Below are 19,090 nucleotides of genomic sequence, written 5' to 3'. Positions count from 1 at the left end.
TCAAGTTTTGATTTTACTTGGTCAAAAACCCTTCCCTATTTCAAAGGAAGTCAAGATGCCCTGCCCCCCCTTAATCAATGCAACAACTGCGTTATCATAGAAACTTAAAGCAACTAACTTCTACTTGCACCCTAGATAAAAGATAAAATGACCATTACAACCCCCGTAGAATTTCAAGACGAATTTGACGTAATAATCATCGGTGGCGGACATTCTGGCTGTGAAAGCGCCCTCGCTAGTGCGAGGTTAGGATGTCGCACCCTGATGTTAACCCTTAATCTGGATAAAATTGCGTGGCAACCTTGTAATCCTGCGGTGGGCGGCCCTGCAAAATCTCAACTCACCCACGAAATCGACGCATTGGGGGGAGAAATAGGCAAAATGGCGGATAGGACATATTTACAAAAAAGGGTGTTAAATAATTCCCGTGGCCCTGCTGTATGGGCATTACGGGCGCAAACCGACAAGCGCGAATATGCGGCGGTGATGAAAAATATTGTCGAAAATGAACCTAATTTGTCTATCCGTGAAGGGATGGTGACAGATTTGGTATTGGGGGCAAATGATGAGGTAATTGGGGTACAAACTTATTTTGGTACTTGTTTCAAAACTAAAGCAGTGGTTTTAACTACGGGTACTTTTTTAGATGGCAAAATCTGGATTGGTGGTAAATCCATGGCGGCAGGAAGGGCCGGAGAATTTGCGGCAGTGGGTTTAACCGAAACCCTTAATAATTTAGGCTTTGAGACGGGCAGATTAAAAACTGGTACTCCTGCGAGGGTAGATAAGCGCACCGTTGACTATACAAAAATGGAGGTGCAGCCCCCTGATGAGGAGATTCGCTGGTTTAGTTTTGATCCTGAAGTGTGGATCGAACGAGAACAAATGAACTGTTATCTCACCCGTACCACTACCAAAACCCATCAGTTGATTAAAGATAATCTCCATTTATCGCCCATTTATGGAGGTTTTATTGACTCGAAGGGGCCCCGTTATTGTCCTAGTATTGAAGATAAGATTGTTCGTTTTGCGGATAAGGATAGTCATCAAATTTTTATTGAGCCTGAGGGGAGAGATATTCCTGAGTTATATATTCAAGGGTTTTCTACTGGTTTACCCGAGAATATACAGTTGCAAATGTTGCAAACTTTACCCGGGTTGGAAAATTGTGTAATGTTACGCCCTGCCTATGCGGTGGAGTATGATTTTTTACCCGCTACCCAATGTTATCCTACTTTGATGACCAAGAAAATTGAGGGGTTATTTTCGGCGGGCCAGATTAATGGTACTACGGGATATGAAGAAGCCGCAGCACAAGGCATTGTGGCGGGAATTAATGCGGCTCGTTTTTCTCAGGGTAAGGAAATGATTGTTTTTCCCCGTGAGCAAAGTTATTTGGGTACTTTGATTGATGATTTGTGTACTAAGGATTTACGTGAACCTTATCGGATGTTGACTTCTCGTTCGGAATATCGTTTAATTTTAAGGTCTGATAATGCAGATCAGCGTATGACTCCTATTGGTCGTGAAATAGGGTTAATTTGCGATCGCCGTTGGAATTTATATCAAGAAAAACAAAAAAATATTATCGCTGAACAAGAAAGGTTATACGAAACCAGAATCAAGGAAAGGGATGAGGTTGCCCTTAAAATTGTAGCGGATACGGAACAAAAAATAAAAGGTTCTATTACCCTTGCGGATTTGTTGCGCCGTCCGAAGTTTCACTATGAAGATTTAGAAAGATATAATTTACATAATTCTGAGTTGAATAAGGCGGAAAAAGAAGGGGCAGAAATTGAGATAAAATACTCTGGGTATATTCAAAGACAACAAAAACAAATTGATCAAATTGCCCGTCATAGTAATCGTAAATTACATGAAAATTTAGATTATATGAAAATTGAAACTTTGTCTATGGAAGCGAGGGAAAAATTAACCAAAGTTCGACCTTTAACCATTGGACAAGCTACCCGTATTGGTGGGGTAAATCCTGCGGATGTCAATGCTTTATTGATTTATTTGGAGATGCAAAATAATTTATTGAAAAAATAGTTTTTGCTTAGGTTGATCAAAATATTTAAGGTGCGCTGAAAAAAAAATTAAACTTTTAACAAATTAAGAGCATCATAGAACTTTTCCAATGTTTACTATTATCCACCGTGTAGCAATTGATAATAAACAATTATATCAAGTCCGCTTGATCACTTAAAAATTAGCAGTATTAACATCTTAGTTCAATAAATTGAACTAACTACCATTAGCCGTGTAATTCAATTACACCGTGGGGCAACTGCGAAGATACCAACCCCAGAAAATGTTCTCCCGAACTCAGGTTAAGATATAATCTATTTAATTAGGGTTTTCTTTTTATAAAAAGTAAAATAGCTATTAATTATGGGCATTAATAATTTTTCTGGGAATAATAAAAATGAGCCAAAAGATAATATTTCTTCCTCTCAAGAAAATGATATAAAAAAACAATTAGAGCAATTAGAACAAGAAATTTCCCCTCAAAAATCGAATAAATTACCTCCTTCAAAACAATCAAATTTTGTATCAAATATAAAATCTACCATCAAAAGAATATTTTTTATTACCTTAGGAATTAGCATTCCAGCTGGATTTTTATATATAGTCAACTTGCCCTATGCCGCTATCCGTCGCCCCGTAAATCGTCATGCTCCCGTCTTACTTTTACCTAGTCAAATTATAGTAGAAAATAACTTTAAAAAAGCTCTAAACTTAACAGAACAAGCAGAACAATTAATCGATAATGCCACGGATTTTCCAGATCTTGATTTAGGTTCTCAAAGATTACAAGAAGGGAAAGTTTATTTAGATAAAATTCCTATTATTGCTCAAAATGAATTGATGGGATATGGCAATTCTAATCGTGTTTATCGTTCTGGATTTTCAGGAACAAAGTTTGTAGAAATGCGGAAAAAAGTAGGGGAATTAGAAGCAAAAATATTTCAAGGAACTAATGCTAAACAGACTTTAAATAAGTTAGAAAATCAATTAGCAGATCTCAAAAGTCAATATCAAAATAGTAATTCTGACACTGAAAAAAGACAAATTATTCAACAATGGCGGACGATGCTTAATGAATTTAATTTGATTTCTTCTTCTACCTTTGCAGGTACTATTGCACAACAAAAATTAGTGGTACATGAGTTAGATTTTGAAGATGTGGTGGGTTTTTCTGCTAATAATGAAAGGTTAGCTACTTTTATTGGTACGGCTGAAGATTTTGCACGATTAGCAAAAACAAGAAGTCAAAATCCCCCTTATACTGTAAGTGAATGGTCGGATATTGAAGACTTTTGGGAAAAGGCGATTAATGAGTTGGAAAAAATCCCCGAAACTGATTTGGAAGGTTATCGTCAGGCTAACCGCATTATCGTTGGGTATGAAGATAGTTTGCGGGATGCAAGGTTAAGAAAGGAAATTGAGGAAGATTCTTTAAGGTCTTTGGAAAATGCCGAAAATTTAATTAGTAGGTATAGAAATAGTAACGCTAATTTGGATGATTCTCCTAATAATATTAGTCGGCGTATTGTACAAATTCAAGACATAATAAGTATTTTAAATAGTGTAGATCCTAATTCGACTTCATATCCTACGGCACAAAAGTTAATTGGTGATGCTCAAAATCAAATTAATGATTTAAAATCTCGGTTATAGTGGGGGACTATCAAAAGTTTAATATTTATGGTGAAAATGGATGGGAAAATGACTGATTCTGGTATAATGCCTATGGTGTTATGAAAACCTAAGTTTTTCTCGGTCAAATTTTACTAGGAATATTTATTGATGCCTAAAATTGGTGTTATCTACAACGATGTAAAACCTATTGCCTGTCAAATCGCTGCGGAATTACAATCAAGTTTAATGGCAAAAGGTTACGATGTTTACTTAGCCACGGGCTACACTGGTATTTTAGGTTATTCTTATCCCGATCGCCCCGTATGTCATAGCCCCATCGAACAGATAGCCGAAGCAGAATTTGATCAAGATATGACATTGGCAATAGTGTTGGGGGGTGATGGTACTGTTTTATCAGCTTGTCGTCAGGTAGCCCCCCATAATATTCCCATTTTGGCGGTGAATACAGGGCATTTAGGCTTTTTAACCGAAATTTATCTTAATCAGCTCGATAAGGCGATCGCACAGGTACTAGAGGGAGATTTTGAAATTGAGGTGCGATCGATGATTGAAGTAAATGTGATAAGGGAGAAAATCAAACTATGGGAAGCCCTTTGTCTCAATGAAGTGGTAGTACATCGAGAACCCCTCACGAGTATGTGTCATTTTGAGATCAAAATCGGCAGACACGCCCCCGTGGACATTGCCGCCGATGGGGTAATCATTTCCACCCCCACGGGTTCAACGGCTTATTCCTTAAGTGCGGGGGGGCCAGTGGTTACCCCTGATGTACCAGTATTTCAACTTGCGCCCATTTGCCCCCATTCCCTTGCTTCTAGGGCGTTAGTTTTTTCAGACAAAGAGCCTGTCACCATTTATCCGGCCACTAAAAATCAAATGGTAATGGTGGGTGATGGTAACGCCGGATGTTACATTTTACCCGATGATGAAGTTCGTATGGTGCGATCGCCCTATGACGCTAAATTTATTCGTTTACAAAGACCAGAATTTTTCCGCATTCTCAGGGAAAAACTAGGGTGGGGATTACCTCATATTGCCAAACCAAGCTCCGTGGAACTACCATAATATTTTTTTTGAGGGATAATGGAAGATGAACTTTTGTAACAAAATAGTCACAAACAGTGAATTTTCTCAAGGCATTTGCAACCATCGAGCGCCCAAAACTAATTAATATCGCAACCCTATTCGCCTCAGGGTTACTATTTTGGATGAGTATGTCATCTCTGCTTCCCACCCTTCCCGCCTACATCAAAGACATGGGAGCACAACCCAAACAAGTAGCCATCGTCATGAGTTTCTTTGCCATTGGTTTATTAGGCTCTCGTATCTGGTTAGGGCAATTAGCCGATGAAAGTGTTGATATTTTTCTTCATAAAATTTCCCTACCAAAAACCATCCATCAATTTATATTCAAAATCAGTAAGCTCATTTTTGGTAACCTTGTATATTATCCCAGTCGTAAAGTAATTATCCTCATTGGTTCAACGGTAGCGGCGATCGCCCCTATTTGTTACCTATTCTTTAACCAAATCCCCCAACTCATGGCCATCAGAGCCTTTCACGGCATCAGTATCGCCGCCTTTACCACAGGTTATAGCGCCCTAGTGGTGGACATATCACCCCCCAAACAAAAAGGAGAACTAATCGGCTACATGAGCTTAGTAATTCCCCTCGGTATGGCCGTAGGGCCGGCATTGGGTGGTTTTTTACAAGAATATAGCACCTATCCCATTTTATTTTCCTTCTGTGCAGGATGCGGACTACTATCCCTCCTCCTCGCCTCAAGGGTAAAAGAATTTCCCCCCCAAAGACAACAGCAAATCAGAGAACAACAAAAAACCTCTGAACCCAAAAACCATAACCATAGCCGTGGTTTCAAAGAATTATTTTTAGATCGCTCCTTCCTTATCCCTACCCTCGTACTACTGCTCGTCGGTTCACTCTTTAGCACCATCGTCACCTTTCTTCCCCTCTATATCAGGGAATTAGATATAAACTTTAACGTAGGTCTTTTTTACACGGGAACGGCGATCGCCTCATTCTCCATGCGCTTTTTTGCCGGTCAAGCCTCCGATGTCCATGGTAGAGGACGTTTCATCACCGTTAGCCTCCTTTGCTACATCATCTCCATGATATTACTCGCCGAAGCTCAAACACCCCTAGCCCTAATTATCTCCGCCCTATTTGAAGGGGCAGGGGCAGGAATGCTTATCCCCATTACCCTTGCCCTGATTTCTGATCGTTGTACCTTCCAAGAAAGAGGACGAGCCTTTTCCTTGTGTGTGGGTGGTTTTGATATTGGCGTCGCCCTAGGTAGTGCCATCATCGGCTCTATTTTCCTTGATTTTGGTGGTTATACTCTCCTTTTCACCATCGCAGGGATTATGGCAACGGTGGCGTTAATAATCTTTATGACAACGGCTAATAAAAATTTAACCAATTCCCTTAAATTCGCCTGGATGAATGTGCCTGATTATCACGCCCTTAAAGAAAATTAGCTTTCCATTGATTGTAGAGGGTGTTGGTGAAATCTATATTCCTCAACAATTTCATCATTGATTAAATGTCTTTGGATAATTTCTTCAATTACTTCTGGGGTTGCGTTACGATACCATACCCCCTCAGGATATACCAACATAATTGGCCCGTCACAACATACCCGAAGGCAATCAGCCTTAGTACGAAAAACACAGGTTTTTTTCTCGGAATTGGGGCTATCTAAACCTAATTCTTTGAGCCTTGTTTTTAAATATTTCCACGATTTAAGACTATCTTCTTTATTACAACATTTCGGCTTTGCCTGATCACAACATAGAAAAATGTGACGGTCAATACAATTTAAATGTAGTTTTTCGATCATGGAAGTAATTTTTTCTGCCATCTTTAATAACAATCTCTTAAATTAATGGTTATTATCAATTATCGATTATTTTGCCCGTGATCTTCTTGTGTTAATTAGACGGCTAATATGATAAATTAAGATTAGTGTTAATTTGAGGTTCGTTTCGGTAACAGTGTTTGATTCCAGTTTAGAAAGGTTGTTCCTTCAACGGTATGGAAAGACTCACGTCCGTCGTCTCAGTTGCCCTAGTGTAAATTAAGATTTTGGAGTTAAGTCTATATGTCCATATATGTTGGGAATTTATCCTATGATGTTACAGAAGAAGATTTACAAACTGTCTTCTCTGATTATGGTCAGGTAAAACGTGTTTATTTACCTGTTGATCGTGAAACTAAAAGAATGCGTGGTTTCGGTTTCGTAGAAATGTCTAGTGATAGTGAAGAAGAAACTGCGATCGAAACTTTAGATGGTGCTCAGTGGATGGGCAGACAAATGAAGGTTAATAAAGCCAAGCCTCGTGAAGAAGGCGGAAACCGTCGTGATAGATTCTAACGTATTTCTTTTCTTTTTGTATTGAATACTTCCTTTACCCCCTGACATCTCTAGTGTTGGGGGTTATTTTTTAGTGAATTAAAATATTCAATTTATTGAACGAGTTACCCTTAGTCATGTAATTCATATGAAATAGAAAAAAGATTGCTATAAATATAATTAACTTCAGTGAGGGATAATTGTTTATGGAAAAAAATAGCCCTTTGAGTATTTCCCGCCTTGTAATGAATTACAAGGCTACGGATTTTTCGTTCAATGAATTGAACTTTTATGTTTGGAAATAAATGGATTCAGCGCCCATAAATCTATACAAGGAATGGTCAAGAGTTTTAACCTAAATTGAGGTTAATTGGGCTGGGATTTTATTTGTCGTAAACATTTAAGTATGTCATATCACTATACTAAATCCTGTTTCAATAATATACTTATTGGGGAACAGGCAACAGAAAAAAGATAATAATTGTTTATTGTCAACTGTGGCAAGTGGATGATAGTAAATCTTACAAATCGGATTTGGTATTACACCGTGGGCGAAGAGACAATCTATTTATAACGAATTATCAGAACTTCAGATTAATCATCCATTACTAGGATTAAAAAATATTAATTTTCTGGACAAAATATAAGTAATTATTGCTCCCAATACACAACAAATACTTAAGATAAATAACACATTATCAACACCTATTTTTTCTTGAACTAAGGGTAATAAATAAGCCCCTAAAATTGCCCCTGCCTTGGCGATCGCCCCGGCAAAACCTGCTCCACTAGCCCGAATAGAAGAAGGAAAAACTTCCCCCGATAATAAAAAAGTAGTAGAGTTAGGACCACCATTCATAAATAAATTAAACAGGAAAAACCCCATTAAAATTAAGCCAATATTGTTAAAACTTTGTTCAGGGAAAAAAGAAGATACACCCAATAAAAATAAACCCACGGCCATCCCTAAAAAACCAGTTACCTGTAAGAAAATTCTACCTAATTTATTAATTAATAAAACAGCCAAAATAAATCCCAATACCAAAAAAGAATCAACCACAATAGCACCCTGGGCAGACTTGATTTGTTGTACCAAAAAATCTGACTCATTATTAAGGGCTAAAAAAGCAATGATAGTAGGGGTAAAAATCCCAATACCATAGGTAGCAATATCTTGTAAAAACCAAGGAATAGAAGCAAATAAAGTATTAATTCGATATTTATTAGAAAATAAAGCTCCATAACTGAGGACTTCTTGCTTTTCCATTGCCTCAGTTTCAGGGGTGAGAATAACCTCTTTTTCTAACAAAATAGAAGCTGATTGAGATGCCTTTTCATACTCCCCTCGATTAATATAATAAAAAGGACTTTCTAGCAAAAATTTCAGCCTTAAAATTCCGACTAAAACCCCAAATAAAGCTCCGATTCCTAACATGAATCGCCAAGCATAATGAATGGCAACCATGGGATTTTGTCCATAAAAAGATTGAAAATAATCAATAACAACTATACCAATTAACGCCCCAATTACCGTGCCAATGGCCTGAAAAGCAAAAGCCCCAATTACCATCCTACCTCGATAACGAGAAGGTACATTTTCGGTAATATAGGCAACACTAATGGGATAATCTGCCCCAATACCCACCCCCACCAAAAAACGGGAAATAATTAAAAATGTAGTATTAGGAGATAGCGCACAAGCGACACTGGCACTTATTAACAAAAAGACATCAATTAAAAGCATCTTTTGACGGCCAATTTTGTCGGTGATAGCCCCTAGGGTAAGAGAACCTACCAACGCCCCTGCGATCGCACTTACTGCTATCATAGCGGTATCGGTGGGAGTCAGTGCAAAATCTAATCTTAAAAAGGGTAGGGCAATACCGATAACAAAAAAATCGAACCCATCGAGGGCAATTAAGGAGGCAGATAATGACCATAATAGCCACATGGGGCGGGTTATGGGGGAATCATCTAACTGTTGAGCAAAGTTAGTCATATGTTATTTGGCTTCAAGTTTAGCTAGACGACTTTTTAAGTCTTGATTTTCTTGTTTGAGTTTATCAACGGCTTGGCGTAAATCCTCCATATTTTTATCTTTGCCTAGTTTTCCTCTCACTTGATTAATGGCTTCCTCCGCCCTTCTTTTTACCCTGCCATCGGGGGTGCTTTCAGCGAGGGTGGAGAGGAGGTTAATGGCTTGGGAGTCTTCTATCTGTGATAATCCGCTAATGATGGCCATTTGGGTGAGGAAAAAGGTATCTTTGAGGATGTCTTCAAATTGTTCGAGGATAGTGGTTAGTTTATCTGGTTTTTGCCCTTTGGCCACTGCCCCTAAGCAACGAATGGCGGTTAATCGGAGGGGTTGAGGAGTGCCGAGTTTGGTATATTGGGCGATTAAGTCGGCGGCGGCGGGGGAGGTTTTTAGTTTACTTAGTCCATTAACCACCCCTGATCTAATTATTTCATTTAAGCCACTTCTTTCCTTCAGTATTTGACCGAAAAGCTCGATTACCTCATTTTCTTTATCTGCTAGGCTACCCGTCACCAATGAGCCAAGGGCGTTGATTGCGGAGGCTTCTACATAGTAGCTAGGATCAGAGGCGATCGCCACTTGTTTGAGAGCGTGATAACTGGTTTCGGTTTTATGTTTACTGAGGGCTTCTACTACCGCCCTTCTGACACGGTGATTTTCTTCGCCTAAAAATTCTACTAAGGTATCAACGGCTTGATCTAATTTGATTTTGCCTAATTGTTTAGCAATTTCTACTTTTACACCCCAAAAAGATTCATCTAAAAAGGCTTCTTTGAGGGTTTTTACGGTTTCTAAATTGCCTTTTTTGCCAAGGGCGATCGCACTGTATATACGAGAAATAGGGTCTGGATCATATTTTAATTGAGCCTTTAATTCACTAAAACCATATTCTAATTTAACAGTTTTTAGATAATTATTATCAACATCAAAACTAACAAAATCTGGCTTTTCAGCTAAAGGAAAATAAAAAGATTGTTCAGGTTTATTCAGTTTAAGAGAAAATTCCGTTAAATTAACACCATTTTGAGCAGAATAATAACCAAAAGCAAGGGGTATTTTTAACTCAAATAAATCGATATATTTACCATTTTCCTCCTTAGCTTGGGTTTGTTTCACCGTCACACAAGCCAAATTAGCATCATTATCCCAACTGTAACTCACCTTAAAATCAGGATGTCCACCCCTGAAAACATATTGATCAAAAAGAGAACCTAAATTATAACCCGTGGACTTTTCAATGGCACGTAAAAGATCGACGGTTTCCACGGTTTTATGGGCATTATCGTTAATGAAATTATGAATGGCCTTGTCAAACAATTCATCCCCCAAAATCGAGCGTATCATGTGATATACACAAGCGCCTTTTTCGTACAAATGACGGTCATATAATTCGATGGCCTCTCGATAGACATTTGTTACAATGGGGCGACGATAACGGGAAGAATCCTCCTGTAAATAACTCCTTGCCTCCCCCAAAAGATAATAACGGGCATCATCATCCCCATATTCATGCTCTGTCCATAATACCTCCGCATAGGAAGCCGCCCCTTCTTTTATCCAAGCATGACTCCAATGTTTAATTACCACCAAATCCCCGAACCATTGATGGGCTAATTCATGGGCCACAAGGCTTTCGGTGCGATCGTTATCTAAAGCCGCCCTTTCATCCAACAAACAACGATCTGTTAACAAGGTAGTAGAAGTGTTCTCCATCCCCCCAAAAATAAAATCATCTACACACACCTGCGCATATTTAGAAAAGGGATAACTGTAACCATATTTATGACTAAAAAACTCAATCATTTTGGGGGTTTTTCCCATACTAATTTGAGCCTCTTTTTCCTGTCCTTTTTCTACATAATAATCCACGGGAATATCTTGCCATTTATCCTCAATTTTGGCAAATTTACCCACCGCTAAAGTCATTAAATAAGTAGGATGAACTTGGGGCTGTAACCAATGATATATTTTGCTATTTTCTACTTCTTGAACTGCTACTAATTCTCCGTTAGAAATGGCAGTATAATCCAAGGGTACTTTTACTTTAATTTCTGAAGTTGCCAACTGCCCAGGGTAGTCAAAACAAGGAAACCAGTAACGGGAGTCTTCATCTTCCCCCTGAGTCCAAACTTGACTAGGTTTTTCGGGATAGTGTTCATCGGGGGCAATAAAATATAATCCCCTTTGGGGTTTTTCTTTACTATATTTAATACTAATTACTAAGTCTTTTGTGGTGGTAGGCTGTAGTAAATTGATAGTTAAAATTTCGCCGTCATAATCAAAGGGTTGACTGACACTATCAATCAATATTGATTCTATTTCCAGATCAACCGCATCAAGGGTTAATTGCTGAATATTTTGACGAATGGGGGTAAGGGTAATATTACAAGTTCCGCCAAATTTTTGGGTTATTATATCTAATTCTAAGTCCAAAAAAATATGTTGTACTTGTCCGTAGCGATCTGGATTATAATGGGGTTTTGCCCCGGGTAATTCAAAACTTTTTTTGGCTTCAGAATCAAAATAATAGCTACGGGTCATAGTTTGCCTACTGATAAGGATATTTTTCTTTTTATTTATCTTATCCTAAGTCTAAATTAACGGCAAAAAAGCCTTAGGCAAGGATGGGGTTAAATTTCGATTTCTCCAAAAACAGTAATTTATCAGTTATTTTCCCCATGGTAATGTCTGTTTTGGTTACTATTTCCTTAAGGAAAAAATTAATTATTACTTAAGGTTATGACTGAAGCAGAAAATAAAGATTATACCAAAGTTGATTTAAAGCGAGAAGATAAAGGCTCAAAAGCCCGTCAAATGTTGGGTATGAAGGGGGCTAGTCAAGCTAAAAATATTTGGCAAATAAGGTTACAGTTGATGAAACCCATTACTTGGATTCCTCTCATTTGGGGGGTTGTGTGTGGGGCAGCTTCTTCGGGGGGTTATGTTTGGAGTGTGGAACATTTTCTGATTGCCCTTGCTTGTATGTTGATGTCTGGCCCTCTTTTAACGGGTTATACCCAGACTATCAATGATTTTTATGATCGAGACATTGACGCTATTAATGAGCCTTATCGCCCTATTCCTTCGGGGGCGATTACTATTCCTCAAGTGGCTACTCAAATTATTGTCTTGTTGGTGGGAGGAATTGCGATCGCCTATGGCTTGGATGTTTGGGCGGATCATGATTTTCCCATCCTAACTTGTTTGGCCATTGGGGGTTCATTTGTATCCTATATTTATTCTGCGCCTCCTTTGAAGTTAAAACAAAATGGTTGGTTAGGTAACTATGCCCTTGGTGCTAGTTATATCGCTTTGCCTTGGTGGGCAGGTCATGCTTTGTTTGGAGAGTTAAACTGGACTATTGTGGTGCTTACCCTCATTTATAGTATGGCAGGGTTAGGAATCGCCGTGGTAAATGACTTTAAGAGTGTAGAGGGCGATCGCACTTTAGGGCTAAAATCCTTACCCGTCATGTTTGGGGTAACTACCGCCGCTTGGATATGTGTAATTATGATCGATGTCTTTCAAGCGGGAATGGGATTATATTTAGTCAGCATCCATAAAAATCTCTATGCAACTATTCTATTTTTGTTAATCATTCCTCAAATCACTTTCCAAGATATGTACTTTTTACGAAACCCCCTCGAAAACGACGTAAAATATCAGGCCAGCGCACAACCCTTCCTCGTACTCGGAATGTTAGTATTAGGACTCGCCATCGGTAACTCATAAATTCAGCGTTGGTGAATTAAGGTATGATTTTTAGTTGAGTTTGGCAATAGGGAATGGGCAATAGTAATAATAGTTTTAATACTATACATTTACTGTAATTCAATAATGCTTCATACTCAAAATCAGCAATGCCGTAAATCCTAGGGTGGCATTGCCCACCATCAAAATATACCTTAGTTCAATTCATTGAACGCTAAACTGTTAGCCTTGTAATTCATTGCAAGGCGAGTGATGATCTAGTTTATTAATTGTTAATTGTCAATTGTTTACACCTTCACAAAGGTAATTCATTGCAAGACGTATAACAATATAATTAACCCCATTGCTCAAAATACTGATAAGCAGAATAAGCCATGGTTACCACCCCCGCAAAGATAGCCGACTCATCCAACACAAAACGAGGATGATGGAGAGGATAATTATGCGCCCCCTCCTTACCAACCCCTAACCGAAACATTGCCCCCGGGGCGTGTTCCAAATACACCGCAAAATCTTCCGCCCCCAAAGAAGGTTCAGCAATGGAAATAACCTTGTCTTCTCCGAGCGCCTCCAGGGCCGACTTTTCAATAATTTTAGTCAAATCAGGATCATTCTGCACACTAGGTAAACAATACTTATAATTAACCTCCCCCTTCGCCCCATACATCTCACAAACACCCTTAACAATATTGGTAATCCATTGATCTAAACCCTCCCTTAATTGGGGATTGAGCGATCGCACCGTACCCACCATCTTAACCTGATCAGCAATAATATTAGCAGCCCTTCCCCCCTGAATTTGTCCAATGGTTACCACTAAAGGATCAAGGGGATTTTGAGTGCGACTGATGGCCTGTTGTAAAGTCGTAATCACCTGCGCCGCAATCCAAATAGCATCAATGGCCTGATGAGGACGCGCCCCATGGCCTGCCTCTCCCTGAATGGTAATCTCAATATCATCCATGGCCGAAGTAAGCGCCCCACACCTAACCCCGATTACTTGGGCAGAAATAGACGGAAACACATGAACCCCAAAAATGGCATCAATACCCCTCATCGCCCCATCTTCAACCATTAGAGAAGCCCCCTGCGCAATTTCTTCGGCGGGTTGGAATAGAAACCGAACCTTCCCCCCCAAAGAATCCTTTAGGTTTGATAAAATCATCGCCGTACCCAAACCCACCGTAGTATGTAAATCATGGCCACAGGCGTGCATAATACCTGGATTACGGGAAGCATATTCCAACTGACTCATTTCGTGAATCGGTAAGGCATCCATATCCGTGCGAATAGCCAAATAACGGTGGGATGCTCCCCCCCCTTTCAACTCTCCAATCACCCCCGTTTTACCTACCCCTTCTTTTACCGTCAAACCACAGGAAGACAAAACCCCCGCTACATAGGCCGCCGTTTGATATTCCCTGCCACTCAATTCGGGATGGGCATGAAAATGGCGACGAATTTCAATAAGTCTGGGGGTAATTTCTGTGGCTATACGTTTGATTTCTGATAACATTCCACTCTTACAAATTCAGCTGTTTATATATATATATCCTAGTCTTTCTGATTGAGTTGCCAAATGTTAATTACCAATACCGAAGCAACCATTAACCATATGCAGGAAGGGAAAATCAGCCAACCCGCTAAGGGCAAAATTTGCCCATATACATAGGCTAAAACAAAAGATGATAATAATGGCCCGATGATTACCACAGGCACAGCTAAACCATATCTACCTTCCACGGTAAAAATAGTATTCCAAGTGTCTCCTAGGGCTAAATGGATGGTAAAAATTATTAAAGGTAAAGCTAAGAAATTTTGGTTTAATTCCTGCCACACCAGATAAGAGGAAACCACCCTTAAAACCCCAATGCTAATCCAGACTATGGGAAATACAAAGGCAGGGGGCGCCCATTTTGGACGTATTACTTGATCATATTGTCGGCGAGAGCGAGTATTATCTAGGGGAGAAAAAAGCCGAGATCTGATGGTGAAGAAAATCCAAAATAAACTAACAATAATAGTGTTGATTCTAACGTCAAGATTATACTCAAGTAGTTGTTTAAAACCTAAGTTAATTAACCATAAAGTTAAGGTCATAAAGCCTATTTGAGCTAATGTCCCCATTACGTAAATCAATAATTTTTGTCCATTTAAAGGAGGATATTCTTGTTGTTGATTAATTTCTTTTTCTTCTTTGACACCCATTACGGTATCAATGGTATTTAAAATTTTGTTGTTATTGGATGATAAATTAGAATTATTATTCATTAATTTTTATCTAAAATGATTTATGTTTGTTTTGTTTTAAGGTGCGCTGGATAACTAACGATGAATATCAAAATTTTAGGATCTATAAAATCGTCAAAAAAGATATTTTTTTGATAATAATATAGTTCAATTAAAAAATCATATCTTCAACTGCTTAAATATATCCTTTAAAATAGTTGCAGAATTTTGTAATAATTTTTCTTCCTCAGGGCTAAGGGTTAAATTTATGGTTTGTAAAATTCCTTTTTCATTAATTACCCGTGGAATGCTCAAGCAAATATCATCAATACCATACATTCCCTTCATTAAACCACTCACCGTTAAAATACGTTCTTGAGAATTAACGATCGCCTTTACAATATCAGTAGTAGCTAAACCAATAGCATAGGAAGTGCTGCCCTTACGACGGATAATTTCATAGGCAGCATTTTTCACATTATGATAAATCTTTGACAAAAAATCCTGTTCATCACTAGCAAGATTTTCCCAACCATGGGGTACAATTTTCACCCCTCCCACATTAGCCATACTCCATAAAGCTACCTCACTATCTCCATGCTCTCCTATGATATAAGCATGAACACTACGAGCATCAATACCCATTTCCTTGGCTAATAAAGAGCGAAAACGAGCAGTATCCAACACCGTACCAGAACCTATTACCCGAGAACTAGGAAAACCTGTTATCTTCAGAGTAGCATGGGTCATAATATCCACAGGATTACTCACCACTAAAATAATCGAATCTGGACAATATTTGACCACATCAGCGAGAATTTTTTTATAAATGTTAATATTACGTTCAACCAAACTTAAACGACTTTCTCCTTCTCTTTGGGCAACCCCTGCGGTAATTATGACGATGTCTGCATCTTTTCCTTCCTCTGCCACCGTACCCATTTTTAAATCCGTAGGAGAAATAAAGGGCATTCCGTGGGATAAATCCATAATTTCCCCTTCTAATTTTTCTGGGGCAATGTCTTGTAAAACTAATTCATCAAAACAGTCTTGAATTAACAAAGAATAGGCACAAGCCAAACCCACTTGCCCTAGCCCGATGATTACCCCTTTACGGGGGCGAATAAAGGATGATTTCTGGGAGTCGGAATGGGGAATTAAAATTTTATCAAACATATTCAGAATATATAAATGGTTGATTGGTTAATGATAAATAGACAAGGTTAAATTTATATTATCTTAATGGGTCTTAATTTTATCATTCTATAGTATAGAAACTGTGCCATTTGAATAATATAATCATACATTTTATTTAGATTTTTTTATAATAATATAAGGCAATGAAATTTCAAAAGTTATATTTTTACATATCTTTATTTTTTGCACTATTTTTTATTGGTGGGGCAAGTTATGAAGCTAGAGAAAAATCATTAAAGGCTTTGTCGGGAAATATTAATTTAAAATTGAAAAATGCCGTGTGGCGTTCATTAGAAGAAAATGCAATTTTTCAAGATCTTTATATTGATTTAGAATGTGAAAAAAATGAGTGTAACTCTGATATTTATGGATGGTCACCTAAATATAATCAAGATGTAGAACATCAAGGGAAAGTTAAGTTAATTCCCCAAACTAATTATTTTACCCTTGAGATAGAATTAGACATTAGGCCGAGTCCTTTTAGGATAAATAGTCATAAAGCTAACTATACCATTGATTTAGTTTATGACGAAAATAATCAATTATTGGGAAGTTATTCTGGTAATTTAAATGATAGATTTTTAGTAGGTTCTGTTACGGGAAAAATTAAAGATGATTATACTGTTCAAATACCAGATCATCAACCTATAGAATCGCAAGAACATCCCCGCTTAATTTTTCGTTCCTCAGATTTAGAGCATATTAAAAATAAGATTAACACTCCCATTGGACAAGAAATTTTATCTCAATTAAATAATACCTTAGAAGGTGAAATATTTTATAGTGGTTATGGTTTAAATGGTGGTTCCCATGGGGCAGGATATTGTTTTTTAGCTTTAATTAATGATGATATGGCATTAGCTCAAAAAGGTTGGAATACCGTTCAAAGTGCGATCGCCCTTAGCCGTGGATTAGACGGAGAATCAAAACCAAGAATGCTAGAAAGGGCAGGATTAGTAATCGGTATTGCCCTAGCCTACGATCATTGTTATCCTTTATGGAATCAAAATCAACAACAAGAAATGACTAAATGGTTAGCCCAACAAGCCTTAGAATTATCCCAAGGAGGGGGGCAAGGATGGAATAATAACACCGTCAGTAATTGGAATGTAAGGGCAAGAAGTGCCGCGGGAATCGCCGCCTTAGCCATCAAAAATGAGCCTGAAACCTTTTTTCCCAACAACGAATTTTATCAACCAGAAAACCACCTCGACTTAATTTTAGCCACCGCCCAAAGAAATGTATCTCGATATATTGACACCGCCCTTGGGGATGGTGGTTTTGGCATAGAAGGGGATGCCTACACTAGCCATTCCTCCTATCAGATGTTGCCTTTCTTACAAGCATATGCCAACGTTATGGGCAAAGACATCGCCACTAAAACCAATGCTAATAACTTAATTCCTCAAAGTATCATGCGCATGATACCCAGGGAAAATAATACCCCCATTACCCCAGCCTATGGCAGACATCGTGAGGGTGCGAGTGGTTTTCTTTTTGCTTCGGGTTTAGGCATACTCTCGGAGGATTTTTTACCTAGTGCCTTATGGATATTTAATCGTTATTTTGCCATGAATCGAGATTCAAACTTTACCGCCCCCACTTTTGGCATTGCTAAAAACTACCCCCACACAGCAATTTATGCCCTCGTTAATTATCCTCAAGATATACTCCCCGAATCTCCTGATTCCACCTTCGATAAAGTATTTATGGATGAAATACGGGGCTTATACGTTTTCCGTAATCAATGGCAAAATCAAGATGATACCGTGGCTAGTGTTTATCTCAATGCTAACCCTGTGCGTGGAGGTTGGTTGTTTCCCGAAGCCACCAGTTTTCGCATTACTGGCTTAGGGGTAAACTGGGCTATGGCTGCCCCTAGCGAGGGGGAAGGGGGAAAGGAAAATATTGTTTATCTTCCCAATGCTTCCCCTTGGAGGATGGCTAAAAAAATTCATTTTACCGAAGCAGAAGACGGCTCAGGGGTGGTGTCGATGATTAGTCAACAAAAGTCGGAAAATGTTGAACTTAATTACTTACGCTCCTTTGGGGTAGATTATAGTAAACTTTCAGGGGCAGATGGTATCTTTGCCATGGCGGATGTTTTTACGGGGGATGTTAATCACCCCAGTTTTCAGGAGAAAATTTGGACTATGCACACGGAGGGGAATGTTATTGTTAATGATAATCGTTTTACCATCGAAAGCTCTTCAGGGGCAAGGATGGAAGGAATTTTTGCCGCCCCTACTAATGTACAAATAAAGGTGGAAAAAACCGATTATGGCTCAAAAATTATGGCTACGGGAGGTCATCAATTTTTGGTGGTAATGGCTACGGGTAAGGATGATTTACCTTCCCTCGAGATTGTTAATCCTGTGGGAATTAATTCTACGGTTACCGTGGGGGGGCAAGAAATTAGGTTTATGAGCGATCCCGAAGGGATCTGCTGCGCAGCGCGTCTTTTATTCTCTAAATAACTTGATTTGAGGATAACAGTTGTCAGTATAGTTGGGTTGGAGGTGATAAACATTTTATTATTAATAATCAATTGTATCAAGTCCGCTTGATTACTTACAAATTAGCAATATCAATATTTGGCGTTGGTGAATTAAGGTATGATTTTTGATTGAGGGAGGGAACAGGGAACGGGGAACAGGCAATAGTGATATTATTTTAATGTCTTAATTTCTAGTGTTATTCAATTATATTTCACACCATGATTAAGCAATGCCCAATATTTTAGTTCAATAAATTGAACGAACTACCATTAGCCGTGTAATTCATTACACGGTGGGGGAAGATACAATCTATTTATAAACGAATTATCCAAACTTGATATTATCCAACCTGAGTTCGGGATAACATTTTTTAGTTAAGGC

At 38.5% G+C, this 19,090-nt stretch carries 13 protein-coding genes; 7 read left to right on the top strand and 6 right to left on the bottom strand.

From position 1 onward, the window contains the following. Window positions 1-147: 147 nt before the first annotated feature. The 4 genes from mnmG to IQ215_RS05450 all read left to right on the top strand — a co-directional run bounded on the left by mnmG (window position 148) and on the right by IQ215_RS05450 (window position 6,164). Window positions 148-2,052, top strand: a complete 1,905-nt coding sequence (mnmG, locus tag IQ215_RS05465; RefSeq protein WP_193800304.1) for a tRNA uridine-5-carboxymethylaminomethyl(34) synthesis enzyme MnmG — start codon at window positions 148-150, stop codon at window positions 2,050-2,052. Between the two features lie 342 nt (window positions 2,053-2,394). Beyond that, entirely contained in the window at window positions 2,395-3,684 is a 1,290-nt protein-coding gene (locus tag IQ215_RS05460) for a hypothetical protein (RefSeq protein WP_193800303.1), read from the top strand. A 129-nt stretch (window positions 3,685-3,813) separates the two neighbouring features. Beyond that, window positions 3,814-4,731 (top strand): NAD(+) kinase, encoded by a 918-nt coding sequence (locus IQ215_RS05455; protein ID WP_193800302.1) that lies wholly within the window; start codon window positions 3,814-3,816, stop codon window positions 4,729-4,731. A gap of 56 nt (window positions 4,732-4,787) precedes the next feature. Then, entirely contained in the window at window positions 4,788-6,164 is a 1,377-nt protein-coding gene (locus tag IQ215_RS05450; protein WP_193800301.1) for an MFS transporter, read from the top strand. Here IQ215_RS05450 and IQ215_RS05445 read toward each other — a convergent pair. Next, window positions 6,161-6,547 carry a (2Fe-2S) ferredoxin domain-containing protein gene (locus tag IQ215_RS05445; protein ID WP_193800300.1) on the bottom strand — a complete coding sequence of 129 codons (387 nt, stop codon included), beginning with the start codon at window positions 6,545-6,547 and terminating at the stop codon, window positions 6,161-6,163. The genes IQ215_RS05450 and IQ215_RS05445 overlap by 4 nt on opposite strands. 240 nt (window positions 6,548-6,787) lie before the next feature. Between IQ215_RS05445 and IQ215_RS05440 the strand changes: the two genes are divergently transcribed. Beyond that, the gene (locus IQ215_RS05440) at window positions 6,788-7,060 is read left to right on the top strand and encodes an RNA recognition motif domain-containing protein (RefSeq protein WP_193800299.1); all 273 of its coding nucleotides are present in this window, start codon (window positions 6,788-6,790) and stop codon (window positions 7,058-7,060) included. A 577-nt stretch (window positions 7,061-7,637) separates the two neighbouring features. Here IQ215_RS05440 and IQ215_RS05435 read toward each other — a convergent pair. Together IQ215_RS05435 and IQ215_RS05430 are read right to left on the bottom strand one after the other, a co-directional pair. Continuing rightward, window positions 7,638-9,038: an MFS transporter gene (locus IQ215_RS05435; RefSeq protein ID WP_193800298.1), complete on the bottom strand. Its 1,401-nt coding sequence runs from the start codon at window positions 9,036-9,038 to the stop codon at window positions 7,638-7,640. Between the two features lie 3 nt (window positions 9,039-9,041). Beyond that, entirely contained in the window at window positions 9,042-11,615 is a 2,574-nt protein-coding gene (locus IQ215_RS05430) for a M1 family metallopeptidase (RefSeq protein WP_193800297.1), read from the bottom strand. Window positions 11,616-11,813: 198 nt separating this feature from the next. Here IQ215_RS05430 and chlG point away from each other — a divergent pair, with 198 nt between their 5' ends. After that, window positions 11,814-12,806, top strand: a complete 993-nt coding sequence (gene chlG / locus IQ215_RS05425) for a chlorophyll synthase ChlG (protein WP_193800296.1) — start codon at window positions 11,814-11,816, stop codon at window positions 12,804-12,806. A gap of 313 nt (window positions 12,807-13,119) precedes the next feature. Here chlG and IQ215_RS05420 read toward each other — a convergent pair whose 3' ends face one another. The 3 genes from IQ215_RS05420 to IQ215_RS05410 form a co-directional block, all read right to left on the bottom strand. Then, on the bottom strand, window positions 13,120-14,301 hold the full coding sequence (locus IQ215_RS05420) for a M20 family metallopeptidase (protein ID WP_193800295.1): 1,182 nt from the start codon (window positions 14,299-14,301) through the stop codon (window positions 13,120-13,122). 38 nt (window positions 14,302-14,339) lie between these two features. After that, a complete protein-coding gene (locus IQ215_RS05415) occupies window positions 14,340-15,056 on the bottom strand; it encodes a TspO/MBR family protein (protein WP_193800294.1) in 717 nt (238 codons plus the stop codon). Between the two features lie 138 nt (window positions 15,057-15,194). Further along, entirely contained in the window at window positions 15,195-16,190 is a 996-nt protein-coding gene (locus IQ215_RS05410) for an L-lactate dehydrogenase (RefSeq protein ID WP_193800293.1), read from the bottom strand. Between the two features lie 164 nt (window positions 16,191-16,354). On the opposite strand from IQ215_RS05410, the gene IQ215_RS05405 reads away from it, so the two are divergent. Next, on the top strand, window positions 16,355-18,688 hold the full coding sequence (locus tag IQ215_RS05405; RefSeq protein WP_193800292.1) for a hypothetical protein: 2,334 nt from the start codon (window positions 16,355-16,357) through the stop codon (window positions 18,686-18,688). Window positions 18,689-19,090 lie beyond the last annotated feature (402 nt).

The sequence above is a fragment of the Cyanobacterium stanieri LEGE 03274 genome (assembly GCF_015207825.1).
GTDB classification, from domain to species: Bacteria; Cyanobacteriota; Cyanobacteriia; order Cyanobacteriales; family Cyanobacteriaceae; genus Cyanobacterium; species Cyanobacterium stanieri_B.
The sequence above is the reverse complement of the archived record's forward strand: the minus strand, read 5'-3'. Positions and strand labels throughout refer to the sequence as shown.

Excerpts from the sequence above, each read along its gene's own strand:
- mnmG (WP_193800304.1), top strand. The coding sequence starts at position 148 with ATGACCATTACAACCCCCGTAGAATTTCAAGACGAATTTGACGTAATA.
- IQ215_RS05460 (WP_193800303.1), top strand. The coding sequence starts at position 2,395 with ATGGGCATTAATAATTTTTCTGGGAATAATAAAAATGAGCCAAAAGAT.
- IQ215_RS05455 (WP_193800302.1), top strand. The coding sequence starts at position 3,814 with ATGCCTAAAATTGGTGTTATCTACAACGATGTAAAACCTATTGCCTGT.
- IQ215_RS05445 (WP_193800300.1), bottom strand. The coding sequence starts at position 6,547 with ATGGCAGAAAAAATTACTTCCATGATCGAAAAACTACATTTAAATTGT.
- IQ215_RS05440 (WP_193800299.1), top strand. The coding sequence starts at position 6,788 with ATGTCCATATATGTTGGGAATTTATCCTATGATGTTACAGAAGAAGAT.
- IQ215_RS05435 (WP_193800298.1), bottom strand. The coding sequence starts at position 9,038 with ATGACTAACTTTGCTCAACAGTTAGATGATTCCCCCATAACCCGCCCC.
- IQ215_RS05430 (WP_193800297.1), bottom strand. The coding sequence starts at position 11,615 with ATGACCCGTAGCTATTATTTTGATTCTGAAGCCAAAAAAAGTTTTGAA.
- chlG (WP_193800296.1), top strand. The coding sequence starts at position 11,814 with ATGACTGAAGCAGAAAATAAAGATTATACCAAAGTTGATTTAAAGCGA.
- IQ215_RS05420 (WP_193800295.1), bottom strand. The coding sequence starts at position 14,301 with ATGTTATCAGAAATCAAACGTATAGCCACAGAAATTACCCCCAGACTT.
- IQ215_RS05415 (WP_193800294.1), bottom strand. The coding sequence starts at position 15,056 with ATGAATAATAATTCTAATTTATCATCCAATAACAACAAAATTTTAAAT.
- IQ215_RS05410 (WP_193800293.1), bottom strand. The coding sequence starts at position 16,190 with ATGTTTGATAAAATTTTAATTCCCCATTCCGACTCCCAGAAATCATCC.
- IQ215_RS05405 (WP_193800292.1), top strand. The coding sequence starts at position 16,355 with ATGAAATTTCAAAAGTTATATTTTTACATATCTTTATTTTTTGCACTA.